We start from the raw sequence: 13,713 nt of genomic DNA, 5'->3' as shown, positions 1-13,713 counted from the left end.
CCAACACCGGGGAATGACCAACATCAACTAACGCAGCGGGGTCACCTTTCACCCGCCGGAAGTGGGTCACGATTCACACGTCGCCGACAATCCTCGCCGCCGCACGCGATCTGACCCGTCTGGAGCTGGTTTCGGAGGCGGTTCGTGCCGCTTTGGAGGAAGTCGCCCACACCACCCCCGAACTCCTCGACGACCTGGTCACAGCCGAGTGGGGTGAGCGCTACGGGCGGCCGGTGCGCCTGTGCAGTCAGCCCAGCCATCCGGTCACCCGTCTCACGCAGGCCGGCGTGGACGCCCGGGACCTGCTCACGCGGGCCCACCAGCGGCAGCCCGGCTTCTCGCCGGGGCCACGGCTGGAGGCACTGCGCCGGATCATGGCGCAGCAGTTCCTCGTCGACACCCGCGACCGACTGCGGCCGCGCCGCGAGAAGGACGGCATGCCACCGGTGGGGAAACAGATCCGCTCGCCCTACGACCTGCAGGCGCGCTTCGCGCTGCGCGGGAACACCCCCCTCTCTGTCAGCTTTGGGTGAGACATCCCGCTTCGTCGGGTTAGCCTGAGAGGGCACGACAGGAGAACCACCCCTCATGACCAGTACCGCCCCCGCCGGGACCGATCCGGCTGCCCGGCCGAAGCGCCGCACCTTCAGTCCCGAGTACAAGCTGCGGATCGTGGCCGAGTACGACGCCGCGCCCAAGAACGAGAAAGGCGCACTCCTGCGCCGCGAGCGGCTGTACCACTCGCACGTCAAGGAATGGCGGGCCGCACGGGATGCCGGGGCGTTGGAGAAGCTGGTCGACCAGCACACCAGCCCGGCGAGGCCGAAGAAGCCGGCTGCCGAGGCGGAGAACGAGAAGCTACGCCGCCGGGCGGAGCGTCTGGAGAAGGAACTGGCCCGGAACAAGGCCGCGTTGGAGGTCATGGGAAAAGCTTCCGCGCTCTTGGAGATGATCTCCGAGGGCGCGGACTGAACGCTGCCGCCGACCCGGTGGCCGAAGACGCTTTCACCGGCATCGAGGGCGAACTCGGTGTCACCGCGGCCTGCTGGCTGACCGGCCGCTCCCGGGCCACCCACTACCGCCAGCTGCGGCCCCGACCCGAGCGACAACCCAGAAAACCGCAGGTCCAGCCCTCGACTCTCACACCCGAGGAGCGGGCGGCGGTCCTAGAGCTGATGAACTCGGGCGAGTACGCCGAGCTGCCGCCCGCGCAGATCTGGGCCCGCGAGCTGGATGCCGGGCCCTACCACTGCTCCGTCTCCACGATGTACCGGATCCTGCGCGCCAAGGGGCAGTCCGGCGAACGCCGTCGCCAGGCCACCCACCCGGCGAAGACGGTTCCCGAGCTGGTCGCCACCGCGCCCTCGCAGGTGTTCACCTGGGACATCACCAAAGCGGCCGGACCGGTCAAGGGCGTCTGGTATCACGCCTACGTCATCATCGACATCCTCAGCCGCTACATCGTCGGCCACACCGTCGAGCGGGCCGAATCAGCGCTGCGGGCCGAGGAGTTGATCCGCGAGACCATCAACCGCAACGGCATCGTGCCCGAGACCGTGCACGCCGACCGCGGCACCTCGATGACCTCGAAGAAGGTCTCCCAACTGCTGATCGACCTCGGCATCACCCGGTCGCACTCACGGCCGAAGACCTCCAACGACAACCCCTACAGCGAGGCCCACTTCAAAACCACGAAGTACATGTCCGACTACCCCGAACGATTCGACTCGCTGGCCCACACCCACAAGTGGCTCGACGCGTTCATCGCGTACTACAACCACGAGCACCGCCACTCGGGCATCGGCTGGCACACGCCTGCCAGCGTGCACTTCGGCACCGCCGAGGAAGTCCGCGACCAGCGCGCCGTCACCCTCGCCGAGGCATACGCCCGCCACCCCGAACGCTTCAGCCGCCGCCCCCGACCACCCCGGATACCCCAGCAGGCATGGATCAACGACCCGGCCAAGCGCAGGAAACCCACACCACAAACCTCATAACGTCACGACCGTCTCACTGGACTTGAAATCTTCCGCCCGCTGGACCGGCTACCCCACCCATGTCACCGAGACCTGCGACGAGGGCGGAGCGAACGTGATCACAGACATGGCCACCACGGTCTCCAGCGGTGACAGCCGAGCACTGCCCGGCATCCACACCCGGCTCAAGCAGCGCCACCTGCTGCCCACCGAGCACCTGGTGGACGGCGGCTACACCTCCGCCGTCCTACACCATGCCGCTGCCCGCGACCACCACGTGACTCTCGTCGGCCCGCTCAAGGCCAGCGGACCCTGGCAGCGCAAGGAGCAAACCGGCTACGCCCGCGAGTACTTCACCATCGACTTCGACAACCGCACCGTCACCTGCCCAAACGGCGAGGTCACCGGGAACTGGCTCGAAGCGCCCGCGATGGCCCCGTATCTCGTCGCCCGCTTCAACGCACGCCAATGCGATCCCTGCCCGGACCGGTCCTCGTGCACCCGAGGCCGCTCGGCCCGCACGGTGAACTTCCTCCCACGCCACCCGCACGAACCCCAGACCCGCAACCGCGCCGACCAGCAGGACGCCGAGTGGAAGCGGCTCTACGCCTCCCGCTCCGGCGTCGAGGGCACGATGAACGAGTTCGTCAACGGACACCGGACGCGCCGCTGCCGCTACCACGGCATCGCCAAGACGCATGTTCAGCACATCCTGACGGCAATCGCCGTCAACATCGAACGCCTCAGCGAACGAGACCCCCACGACTCCGCCTACCGCGCCCGACCGCCCACGGCCTTCCAGCAGTATCTCGACGCCCACAGCCTGCCCCAACCCCTGTGGTGACGCCAAGGCAAATGACCTCGGAACCTCAAGATCCCCGACAGAGTCGCTCAGTGATCCTCGTGGATCTGACACAGGACAAGAACTTCATTCCGCACCCGAAACGGTGGAAGTCGGACAGACGCACGGGTCCCTGAGACAACACCAGCGCCCGATCCGCGGGTGCCATCCCACCCCCACCGCCCTCGACGAGGAACCTGTCACAAGGCAGCCACCACCTCCTCCAGGCCGCGTTCCAAAGGCACCTCCGGGCGCCATCCCGTTTTTCCGCGGAAGGCCGACGCGTCGACCACCACGTCGCGGAAATCCGATACCTCCGCATACTCCGGGGGCTCCACCGACACCACCGGAACCGGCGCAACGCCCAGACGCACCCCGACCAGGGAAGCCACCGAGCGGAACACATCGCCCAAGGGCGAACCGACTCCCGTGCCCACCACCCAGTATCGCCCCATACACCCCGCGCACCCCACAGCGGCGACGATCGCCCGAGCGGCGTCGCGGACATGAAGCAGATCTCGCCGTACCGAGCCGTCATGCCACATCGTGATCGGCTTGCCTGACAGCGCGCGCCTCGCCATGAGCGACACCACTCCCTTGTCCCGCGCTCCCGGGCCGAACACCGTCGGCAGGCGCACCGACGTACCACGGATCAACCCGGCCGCTGAAGCTTCCAGCACCACCCGTTCAGCGGTCAGCTTCTGCCGGTCGTACTCCCCCACCGGCTCGTCGGGCTCGCTCCCGTCCAGGACCGGGTTCGATGTCGGACCCACCTGTGAACAGGCCCCGACGAAGACCAGCTTGGTGGCGGGGCGGTCTCGCAGGGCGGCCACCAGGTCTCGCACGAGGCCGACGTTGACGCGTTCCGCGCCGGAGTCCCCGTCCTCGATCCGCCATGACGACGAACCGGCGATGTAGGCCACCGAGTGGATCACCACGTCGGCGTCCGCCACGGCTTCGGCCATGGCCCCCGGCGCGGTCAGATCCGCGCTGTGGACCTCGACCTCGGCCACCGCGCCCGGCGGGGCCGCCGCCTTGCCGCGCGAGACCGCACGAACTCGGAAGGGGTGGCGGGCCAGCTCCTCCAGGACCGCGGAGCCGACGAATCCGGATGCACCGAGCAACACGACCAACGGGCGGTTCACAGGGCGGCCTCCGCGTCGCGGCACAGCCGGTAGCCGGCGAGCAGGCCCCGCTCGGAGGCCTCTGCCAAAGATGGTGCCGCCGTGTCGCGTTCGGACAGGAGGTCGGCGTCCGCGTCCTGTACCGGCAGACCGATCGCGGGGTCGATCGGGGAGACGGACAGCTCGTTCGCGGGGACGTAGTGGCCCGGCATCACATAGACGATCACCGAGTCGTCCTCGCGGGCCAGGAAGGCGTGACCGACGCCGACGGGGATGTAGACCGCGCGGGCGTTTTCTCCGCTCAGGTCGTTCTCCACCCAGCGTCCGAATGTCGGGGAGCCCAGCCGTAGATCGACCAGGAAATCCCGCACCCGGCCGTGGGGGCAGTACACGTACTTCGCCTTGCCTGGCGGCGTCGCGGTGTAGTGGATGCCTCGCAGGACTCCGGCCGCGGACACGTTGTGGCTGATCTGGCCGACGGTGAACAGAGGTCTGCTCAACGCGCCTTCGAATTCCGCTCCTTCGAACGGGGTGGTGAACAGGCCCCGGTGGTCCTTGTACACCGGTGGCGTGAAGGTGAACGCGCCTTCTATTCCGAGCTTTTCGACATCCATGACCGTTCGCTTCCGCCTCTCAGAATCCGGCCAGTACGTCGCGTAGGGCGCTGACCACTTTCTCCTGTGTGTCCGGCGGTAGCGACGGGTACATGGGCAGGGAGAAGATCTCTTTGGCCAGGCGCTCCGTCACGGGCAGTGAGCCCTGCCGATATCCGAGGTGCGCGAATCCGCTCATCGTGTGGACCGGCCATGGGTAACTGATGTTCAGCGCGATGTCGAACCGCTTCAATGCATCGATGATCTCGTCACGTCGTGGATGCCGCACCACATAGACGTAGTAGGAGTGCGTGTTGCCCTCGTTGACCGAGGGGAGCAGCAGGCCGCCCTCGCCCGTCACATCGCCGAGCTGTTCCTCGTAGCGGCGCGCGACGGCCTGACGTCCTTCGATGTAGGTGTCCAGGCGGGTCAGCTTTCGGCGCAGGATCTCGGCCTGTACCTCATCGAGTCGGGAGTTGTGGCCGGGGGAGCGGACGACGTAGTAGACCTTGTCCATGCCGTAGTAGCGGAGCTGGCGCATGGCTTGGTGGGCCTCGTCCGATGAGGTGATGACGGCGCCGCCGTCGCCGTAGGCGCCGAGCACCTTGGTCGGGTAGAAGGAGAATGCGGCCGCGTCGCCCATCGTTCCTGCGATCCGGCCGTGGTGGCGGGCGCCGTGGGACTGGGCGCAGTCTTCGAGGATCTTCAGGCCGTGGCGCTCGGCCAGCTGCTCGAGGGGGGCCATGTCCACGCACTGGCCGTAGAGATGGACCGGCAGAAGTGCCTTGGTGCGCGGGGTGATCGCGGCCTCGACCTGGTCGGTGTCCATGAGGAAGTCGTCCTCGCGGACGTCGACGAATACCGGGGTCGCGCCCGCGCCCGCGATGGCCACGACGGTGGGCGCGGCGGTGTTGGAGACGGTGATCACCTCGTCGCCAGGGCCGACTCCGAGGGCTTCGAGGGCGAGCTTGATCGCGTTGGTGCCGTTATCGACGCCGGTGCAGTGCGGCACTCCGTGGTAGGCCGCGAACTCGTTCTCGAAGCCGGTGACGCTTTGGCCGAGGACCAGCTGGCCGGATTCGAAGACGGTGGTGACGGCGTCGAGGATGTCCTCGCGTTCGCTGTCGTATTCCTTGAGATAGTCCCAGACGCGGGTGGTCACGTTCTTCTCCTCGTGTGGATGTCAGACGATGTCCAGGGTGGGCAGCGGGAACACCATCTTTCCGCCGCGGGCCATGAATTCCGTTTCGCGTTCGAGGAATCCGGCGCGGTAGATCCACGGAAGTACCAGCAGCTGGTCGGGGTTCAGGGCTTTGGCTTCTTCTTCGGTGACAACGGGGATTCCGCTGCCGGGTGAGAAGCTTCCGGCTTTTTCTGGGCTGACCTCGCCGATGCAGGGCAGGTCTTCTTCGGTGAGACCGCAGTACTGGAGGATTACATTGCCTTTGATGGAGGCGCCGTAGCCGAGGGTCGTCTTGCCCGCTCTGCGGGAGGTTTCCAGGAAGTCGCGGAGCTGGTCGCGGTGGTCGCGGACGCGGGTGGCGAAGGCGTCGAAGGGGGTCATGGTGTCGAGGCCACGGTCGGCTTCTTCGCGGCGGAGGCGGGCGAGGGCGGCTTCGTCGACGCGGTAGCGGGTGGGCGTCTTGGCGAGGATGACGCACAGGCTGCCGTTGTAGACCTCGGTGATCTCGGCGCGGATGACGGTGAGTCCGACGCGTTCGGCCATCCACTCGATCTGTTTGAGGGCGTAGAGCTCGAGGTGTTCGTGGCACATGACGTCGTAGGCGGTGGCGTCGAGCATCGAGGTGAGGTTGCTGACTTCGATCATCCATATGCCGTCGTCGGCCAGGATCGCGTGGACGTCGCGCATGAATCCGACCGGGTCAGGAAGGTTGTAGAACATCGCGATCGAGGTGACGATCTTTGCCTTGCGGTCGCCGTAGTGTTCCTGGAATGTCTCGCGGGTGAAGAAGTCCGGGATGAGTTCGATGTGCGGGGGGTAGAACTCGCGGAGTTTCTCGCCTGTGGGGTCGACGCCGACCAGTGTGGGGCCGTTTTCGGGATATGCCTGGAGGAGTGTGGAGTCGTTGCTGCCGATGTCCAGGACGAGGTCGGTGGGTTGGAGGTCGACCACGGCGGTCGCGGCTTCGACCTTGTTCCGCAGGTGGTTGACCATGTAGGGGCGGATGCCGGAGCGGTATTCGTAGCGGTCGCCGTGGATGAGGGTGAGGTCGGCGGTGTGGCGGAGTTGGACGAGGCCGCATCCTTCGGGTGAGCAGCGGACGAGGTCGAGGGGGCCGGTGGGGACGGCTTCGTCGCGGCTGCGCGGGAAGATGCTGGTCAGAGCCATGTTCCCCAGGTCGACGATGGGGAGGAGGGTGCTGTTGCCGCAGGCGCGGCAGGCGGTGATGGTCGTCATGTGTTCTCCAACCGGCATGCGTGATTCCGCGGCCTCCGGACGCGTGGTGCGGGGGTGGGCGGATCACTTCCCGCCAGCAGTGTTGTGGATCGGTGGGTGTGGGGAGCACCCCTATCCGGCCGGTGGGGGCCCCTATCCGGCCGGGTGGGGGCGTCAGCTGTCGAGGTCGCCGGGGGCTTGGCCGAGGGCGTCGTGGATGAAGGCGAAGATCTCCTCGTCGGAGGCGGAGTCGAGGTCGGTGGTGGGGGTGTAGGCGTCGGTGGTGTTGTTCCACTTGGCGGTGAGGGCGGTGAGGCGGGCGGTGATCTTGGTGCGGGTGAGGTTGTCGGGGTCGAGGGTGGTGAGGGCCGCGTCGAGGCGGTCGAGGTCGTCGAGGACGGATCCGCTTGCTTCGGGGGCGAGTTCGGTGCGGAGGTGGCGGGCGAGGGTGAGGGGGGTGGGTTGGTCGAAGACGATGGTGGCGGGGAGGGGGAGGCCCGTTTCCTTGGTGAGGCGGTTGCGGAGTTCGACGGCGGTGAGGGAGTCGAAGCCCATGTCGCGGAAGGCTCGGTCGGGGTCGACGGCGGTGGCGTCGGGGAGGCCGAGGGCGGCGGCCGCCTGGGTGCGGACGAGGTCGGTGAGGTGGCGTTCCTGGTCGGTTTCGGTCAGGCGGGCGAGTTCGTGGGTGAGGGCGGTGGCGTCGGTGGTGGGTTCGGGTTCGGTCTGGAGGAGGGCGCGGACTTCGGGGAGGCCGTCGAGGAGGGGGCGTGGGCGGGCGAGGGTGAAGCCGGGGACGAAGAGGGTCCAGTCCATGTCGGAGACGGTGACGCAGGTGTCGCGGTGTTCGATGGCGCGGTGGAGTGCGGTGACGGCGAGGTCGGGGTCCATGGTGCGGACGCCGCGTTTGGCGAGGTGTTCTTCGGCGCCTTCGCCGGTGGACATGCCGCCTCCGGCCCAGGCGCCCCAGGCGATGGAGGTGGCGGGGAGGCCGATTGACCTGCGGTGTTCGGCGAGGGCGTCGAGGTAGGTGTTGGCGGCGGCGTAGGCGGCCTGGTTGCCGCTGCCCCAGGTGGCGGCGATGGAGGAGAAGAGGACGAACGCGTCGAGGTCGCGGTCGCGGGTGAGTTCGTGAAGGTGGTGGGCGCCTTGGGCCTTGGCGGCGAGGGTGGCCGTGTATTCGGTGGGGTGGGTGTGGGTGAGGGCGGTGACCTGGGGGATGCCGGCGGTGTGGATGACGGCGGTGATGGGGGTGCCCGCGGTGTCGAGGTCGTCGAGGAGGGTGGCGAGGGCGTCGCGGTCGGCGGTGTCGCAGGCGGCGATGGTGACGTGGGTGCCGAGTGCGGTGAGTTCTTCGGTGAGTTGGCGGGCGCCGGGGGCGTCGGGGCCCCGCCTGCTGGTGAGGATGAGGCGGGGGGCTCCGGTGCGGGCGAGCCAGCGGGCGACGTGGGTGCCGAGGGCGCCGGTGCCGCCGGTGACGAGGGTGGTGCCGCGGGGGGTGAACGGGGTGGTGGGGCCGGTGAGGGGGGCGCGGGTGAGGCGGCGGGTGAAGAGGCCGCCGGCGCGGATGGCGAGCTGGTCTTCGGTGCCGGTGAGGGCTCCGGCGAGGCGTTGGGTGGTGCGTTCGTCGGGGGTGGCGGGGAGGTCGATCAGCCCTCCCCAGCGGTTGGCGTGTTCGAGTCCGATGACGCGGCCGAGGCCCCAGACGGTGGCTTGGGCGGGGGTGGTGAGGGGGTCGGTGGGGCCGATGGAGACGGCGCCGGTGGTAAGGAGCCAGAGGGGGGCGTCGATGGCGGCGTCGCCGAGGGCTTGGGCGAGGACGGCGGTGGCGAGGCCGGGGTCGCTGTCGTGGGTGTCGTCGAGGGCGAGGAGGGAGAGGATGCCGCGGTGGGTGGTGCCTTTGAGGCGGGTGGCGAGGGTGTCGCGGTCGCTGGTCGGGGTGGTGCGGAGGCGGGTGACGGTGGCGCCGTGGCGGGTGAGGAGGGTTTCGGCGGCGTCGACCCAGGGGTGGTCGCCGCGGTGGACGAGGAGCCAGGCGCCGGTGAGGGTGGGGGTGGGGGGTTCGGGGGCGGGGGTCCAGTGGGTGCGGTAGCGCCAGGAGTCGAGGGCGGTGTCGCGTTGGCGGCCGCGGTGCCATTGGGCGAGGGCTGGGATGACGGCGTGGAGGTGGTCTTCGGGGAGGGCGAGGGTGGTGGCGAGGGTGGTGGTGTCGTGGTTCTCGACGGCGTTCCAGAAGGTGTCGTCGGGGGCGTTGTCGGTGGAGGTGGTGGGGGTTTGGGTGGCGGGGGTGAGGTCGGGCCAGTAGCGGGCGCGTTGGAAGGCGTAGGTGGGAAGGTCGGCTGTGGTGGCGCCGGTGCCGTCGAAGAGGGTGGGCCAGTGGGGTGAGATGCCGCGGGTGTGGAGGGTGGCGAGGGCGGTGATGAGGCTTTCGGGTTCGGGGCGGTTGTTGCGGAGGGTGGGGATGCCGTCGACGAGGGCGGAGAGGACGGCGTCGGGGCCGATCTCGAGGAACGTGGTGACGGCTTCGGCGCGGAGTTGTTCGGCGGCGTCGTGGAAGCGGACGGTGTCGCGGACGTGGGTGACCCAGTAGGTGCCGTCGATGGTGTCGGGGAGGCCCGCGATAGGGATGCGGGGGCGGTGGTGGGTGAGGGTGGTGGCGATGGCGCGGAACTCTTCCAGCATGGGGTCCATGAGGTGGGAGTGGAAGGCGTGGCTGACGGTGAGCCGCTTGTGCTTCCAGCGCTGGGCGAGGGTGAGGACGGCGTGTTCGTCGCCGGAGAGGACGACGGAGTCGGGGCCGTTGATCGCGGCCAGGTCGACGTGGTCGGTGAGGAGGGGCCGCACTTCGGATTCGGCGGCCTGGACGGCGGCCATGGCGCCGCCTTCCGGGAGGGCGCCCATGAGGCGGCCGCGGGCGGCGATGAGGGTGCAGGCGTCTTCGAGGGTGAGGATGTCGGCGACGTGGGCGGCGGCGATCTCGCCGATGGAGTGGCCCGCGAGGTGGTCGGGGCGGATGCCGAACGATTCGACGAGCCGGTAGAGGGCGACTTCGACGGCGAACAGGGCGGGTTGGGCGTATTCGGTGCGGTTGAGGAGGGAGGCGTCGTCGCCGAAGACGACGTCGCGGACGGTGCCGCCGAAGCGGGCGCAGACGGTGTCGAACGCCTCGGCGTAGGCGGGGAAGGTTTCATACAACTCGCGGCCCATGCCGAGGCGTTGGCTGCCCTGTCCGGTGAAGAGGAAGGCGGTCCCGCCTGCGACGGGCTGGCCTTCGATGGGGGCGTCGCCGCGCGTGACGCGGCGGAGCCCGGCGGCGAAGGCGTCGCGGTCGGTGGCGACGATGGCGGCGCGGTGTTCGTGGTGGGTGCGGGTGGTGGCGAGGGAGAGGGCGATGTCGTGGGTGGGGGTGGTGGTCAGGGCGAGGTGGGCCTCGAGTGTGGCGGCCTGGGAGCGCAGGGCTTCGGGGGTCTTGCCGGAGAGGACCCAGGGCAGGGGGTGGCGTGGGGTGGGGGTGGGGATGGGGGTGGGGGTGGTGTGCTGGGTGTCGTCGGGGGCTTGTTCGATGATGGCGTGGGCGTTGGTGCCGCTCATGCCGAACGAGGAGACGCCTGCGCGGCGGGGGCCGTCGGAGGTCCAGGGGCGGGCCTCGGTGAGGAGGGCGACGGCGCCGGCGGACCAGTCGACGTGGGGTGACGGCTCGTCGAGGTGGAGGGTCTTGGGGAGGGTGGCGTGGCGTAGAGCCATGACGGTCTTGATGACGCCGCCGACGCCGGCCGCGGCCTGGGTGTGGGCGATGTTGGACTTCAACGAGCCCAGCCACACGGGGTGTTCGGGGTCGCGGTCCTGGCCGTAGGTGGCGATGATGGCTTGGGCCTCGATGGGGTCGCCGAGGGTGGTGCCGGTGCCGTGGGCCTCGACGGCGTCGATGTCGGCGGGGGTGAGGCCCGCGTCGGCGAGGGCGGCGCGGATGACACGCTGCTGGGATGGGCCGTTGGGGGCGGTGAGGCCGTTGGACGCGCCGTCCTGGTTGACGGCGGTGCCGCGGACGACGGCGAGGATCCGGTGGCCATTGCGGCGGGCGTCGGAGAGGCGTTCGAGCAGGAGCATGCCTGCGCCTTCGCCCCATCCGGCGCCGTCGGCGTCGGCGGAGAACGACTTGCAGCGGCCGTCGGGTGACAGGGCGCGCTGGCGGGAGAACTCGACGAAGCCGACAGGGGTTGACAGGACGGTGACACCACCGGCGAGGGCGAGGGAGCAATCGCCGTTGCGGAGGGCCTGGACGGCGAGGTGGAGGGTGACCAGGGAGGAGGAGCAGGCGGTGTCGACGGTGACGGCGGGGCCTTCGAGGCCGAGGGTGTAGGAGATGCGGCCGGAGAGGACGCTGGGTGAGTTGCCGGTGGAGACGTAGCCCTCGAAGTCGGAGCTGTTGGTGGCGGCGGCGAGGAGGGCGCCGTAGTCCTGGTAGGTGACGCCCGCGAAGACGCCGGTGCCGGTGCCGCGGAGGGTGGTGGGGTCGATGCCCGCGCGTTCGACGGCTTCCCAGGAGGTTTCGAGGAGGAGGCGCTGCTGGGGGTCCATGGCGAGGGCCTCGCGGGGGGAGATGCCGAAGAATCCGGCGTCGAACTGCGAGGCGTCGTGCAGGAATCCGCCCTGTGAGGTGTAGCTGGTGCCGGTGCGTTCGGGGTCGGTGTCGTAGAGGGCTTCGAGGTCCCAGCCGCGGTCGGCGGGGAAGCCGGTGACGCCGTCGCGGCCTTCGGCGACGAGGTCCCAGAGGTCTTCGGGGGTGCGGACGCCGCCGGGGTAGCGGCAGCCCATGCCGACGATGACGATGGGATCGTCGTCGCGGGCGCGGGGGGTGGTGGCGGGGGTGTCGGTGTGGGTGGGGCGTGCGACGAGGTCGTGCAGGTGGTCGGCGAGGGCGAGGGCCGAGGGGTAGTCGAAGACGAGGGTGGCGGGCAGGGTCACGCCGGTGGTGGCGGTGAGGCGGTTGCGGAGCTCGACGGCGGTGAGGGAGTCGAAGCCCAGGTCGCGGAAGGCGCGGCCTGGTTCGACGGCGTCGGTGTCGGCGTGGCCGAGGACGGCGGCGGCTTCGGCGCGGACGATGTCGACCAGGGCGGCGCGGATCTCCCGCGGGTCGAGCCCGTTGAAGCGTTCGGCGAGGGCGGCGGCGCCGTTGTCCTGGCGCGGTGGGGCGGCGAGCGCGTCGGCGGCGTCGGGCAGGTCGGCGAGCAGGGGGCTGGTCCGCATGGCGGTGAACAGGGGTGCGAAACGTGCCCAGTTGACGTCGGCGATCGTGGTGGCGGCGTTGTCGCGGCCCACGGCGTGGCCGAGTTCGGCGAGGGCGAGGTCGGGGGTGAGGGGGTGGATGCCCTGGTCGCGCAGCCGGTCGGTGTCCAGAGGGCTGTCGTCGGTGTGCCAGGGCGCGAACGCGACGGCGGTGGCGGGCAGTCCGCGGGCGCGGCGGGAGTGGACAACGGCCTCGGCGGCGGCGTTGGCGGCGGCGTAGGCGCCGAGGTCGGGAGTGCCCCAGGTGGCGGCGATGGAGGAGAACACCACGAAGGCGTCGAGGGTGTCGCCGAGCAGCCTGTCGAGGTGGGCGGCGGGGGCGGCCTTGGCGGCCATGACCTCGGCGAGGCGCTGCGGGGTGAGCGCGGCGAGGGGCACGGGGTCGTAGAGGCCGCCGGTGTGGAGGACGGCGCGCACGGGGGTGCCCTCGGCGGCGAGCCGGGTGATGAGGCGTTCGGCGAGGTCGGGGGCGGGGTCTTCGAGGGTGACGACGCGGTCGGCGCCCTGGGCGATGAGCCAGTCGCCGACCAGGGTGCCGAGGGCTCCGCCGGTGATGAGCACGGTGCCGGTGGGGCGCCAGGGGCCGGTGTCCTGGTTGACGTCGGGGTTGACATCGAGGGCGGGGTCGGGGTTGACGCCGGGGTTGACGCGAGGGTCGGTGGCGGTGGCGCGGGTGAGGCGCCGGGCCAGGGTGCCGGTGGAGCGGATGGCGACCTGGTCCTCGCCGCGGCCCGCGAGGACGGCGAGCAGGCGGGCGAGGACGCGGTCGTCGGGGGTGGCGGGCAGGTCGATCAACCCGCCCCAGCGCTGGGGGTGTTCGAGGGCCGCGACGCGGCCGAGGCCCCAGACGGCGGCGTGGCGCGGGTCGAGGGCGGGGTCGTCGTGGCCGGTGGTGACGGCGCCCCGGGTGAGGCACCACAGGGGGGCTTCGATGCCCGCGTCGCCGAGGGCCTGGAGGAGCGCGACAACGGCGGCCGGGTCGGGGTCGGCGACGAGGACGCCGTCGGCCGGGGTGAGCCCGGAGGCGGCGTCGATGCGGCGGATGTCGGCGCCGCCGTCGGTGAGTGCGGACAGGCAGGGGTGGCCGTCGGGGGCCGAGACGAGCCAGGTGCCGGAGAGCCGCGCGTGGGGGAGGTCGGGGAGGGGCTGCCAGCGTTCGCGGTAGCGGTTGCCTGTGGTCTCGTGTGTGAACGTCGGCCAGTAGCGTTGGCGTTGGAAGGCATAGGTGGGCAGGTCGACGCGGCGGGCGTCGGTGCCGTCGAACAGGGGGGCCCAGTCGACCGTCAGGCCGGTGGAGTGCAGGCGGCCGAGGGCGGTGAGGAGGGTTTCGGCCTCGGGGCGGTCCTTGCGGAGGGTGGGTGTGCCGTCGGCCATGGCGGACAGGACGCCGTCGGGACCGATCTCAAGAAACGTGCCGACGCCATCGGCGCGTAGCTGCTCCACGGCGTCGTGGAAGCGGACGGCCTGGCGGACGTGGCGGACCCAGTAGGCGGCGTCG

The 13,713-nt window shown here is 70.2% G+C and carries 9 protein-coding genes; 4 read left to right on the top strand and 5 right to left on the bottom strand.

Annotated elements, in window-relative coordinates; all coding sequences use genetic code 11:
• Positions 1-152: 152 nt before the first annotated feature.
• The 4 genes from DEH69_RS31530 to DEH69_RS14725 are packed head-to-tail and all read left to right on the top strand — an operon-like array spanning position 153 to position 2,820.
• Positions 153-533: a hypothetical protein gene (locus DEH69_RS31530; RefSeq protein ID WP_181727436.1), complete on the top strand. Its 381-nt coding sequence runs from the start codon at positions 153-155 to the stop codon at positions 531-533.
• Between the two features lie 55 nt (positions 534-588).
• A complete protein-coding gene (locus DEH69_RS14735; protein ID WP_113687424.1) occupies positions 589-972 on the top strand; it encodes a transposase in 384 nt (127 codons plus the stop codon).
• A gap of 17 nt (positions 973-989) precedes the next feature.
• Positions 990-1,997: a DDE-type integrase/transposase/recombinase gene (locus DEH69_RS14730; protein WP_113687423.1), complete on the top strand. Its 1,008-nt coding sequence runs from the start codon at positions 990-992 to the stop codon at positions 1,995-1,997.
• 22 nt (positions 1,998-2,019) lie between these two features.
• Complete coding sequence (locus tag DEH69_RS14725; protein WP_147255585.1) at positions 2,020-2,820, top strand: transposase; 801 nt, start codon at positions 2,020-2,022, stop codon at positions 2,818-2,820.
• Positions 2,821-3,017: 197 nt separating this feature from the next.
• On the opposite strand, the gene DEH69_RS14720 is transcribed toward DEH69_RS14725, so the two are convergent.
• The 5 genes from DEH69_RS14720 to DEH69_RS14700 all read right to left on the bottom strand — a co-directional run bounded on the left by DEH69_RS14720 (position 3,018) and on the right by DEH69_RS14700 (position 13,658).
• Entirely contained in the window at positions 3,018-3,962 is a 945-nt protein-coding gene (locus tag DEH69_RS14720) for an NAD(P)-dependent oxidoreductase (RefSeq protein WP_258534674.1), read from the bottom strand.
• Positions 3,959-4,555 (bottom strand): dTDP-4-dehydrorhamnose 3,5-epimerase family protein, encoded by a 597-nt coding sequence (locus tag DEH69_RS14715; protein ID WP_113687419.1) that lies wholly within the window; start codon positions 4,553-4,555, stop codon positions 3,959-3,961. The genes DEH69_RS14720 and DEH69_RS14715 overlap by 4 nt, the downstream gene beginning before the upstream one ends.
• A 19-nt stretch (positions 4,556-4,574) precedes the next feature.
• On the bottom strand, positions 4,575-5,696 hold the full coding sequence (locus DEH69_RS14710; RefSeq protein ID WP_113687418.1) for a DegT/DnrJ/EryC1/StrS aminotransferase family protein: 1,122 nt from the start codon (positions 5,694-5,696) through the stop codon (positions 4,575-4,577).
• 21 nt (positions 5,697-5,717) lie between these two features.
• A complete protein-coding gene (locus tag DEH69_RS14705) occupies positions 5,718-6,953 on the bottom strand; it encodes a class I SAM-dependent methyltransferase (RefSeq protein ID WP_113687417.1) in 1,236 nt (411 codons plus the stop codon).
• Between the two features lie 153 nt (positions 6,954-7,106).
• Positions 7,107-13,658, bottom strand: coding sequence for a type I polyketide synthase (locus DEH69_RS14700; protein ID WP_220131264.1), 6,552 nt, complete (start codon positions 13,656-13,658; stop codon positions 7,107-7,109).
• Positions 13,659-13,713 lie beyond the last annotated feature (55 nt).

Origin of the sequence: Streptomyces sp. PT12 (assembly GCF_003311645.1) — a bacterium.
Classification (GTDB): Bacteria; Actinomycetota; Actinomycetes; order Streptomycetales; family Streptomycetaceae; genus Streptomyces.
This window is presented reverse-complemented; position numbering and strand designations above follow the sequence as displayed.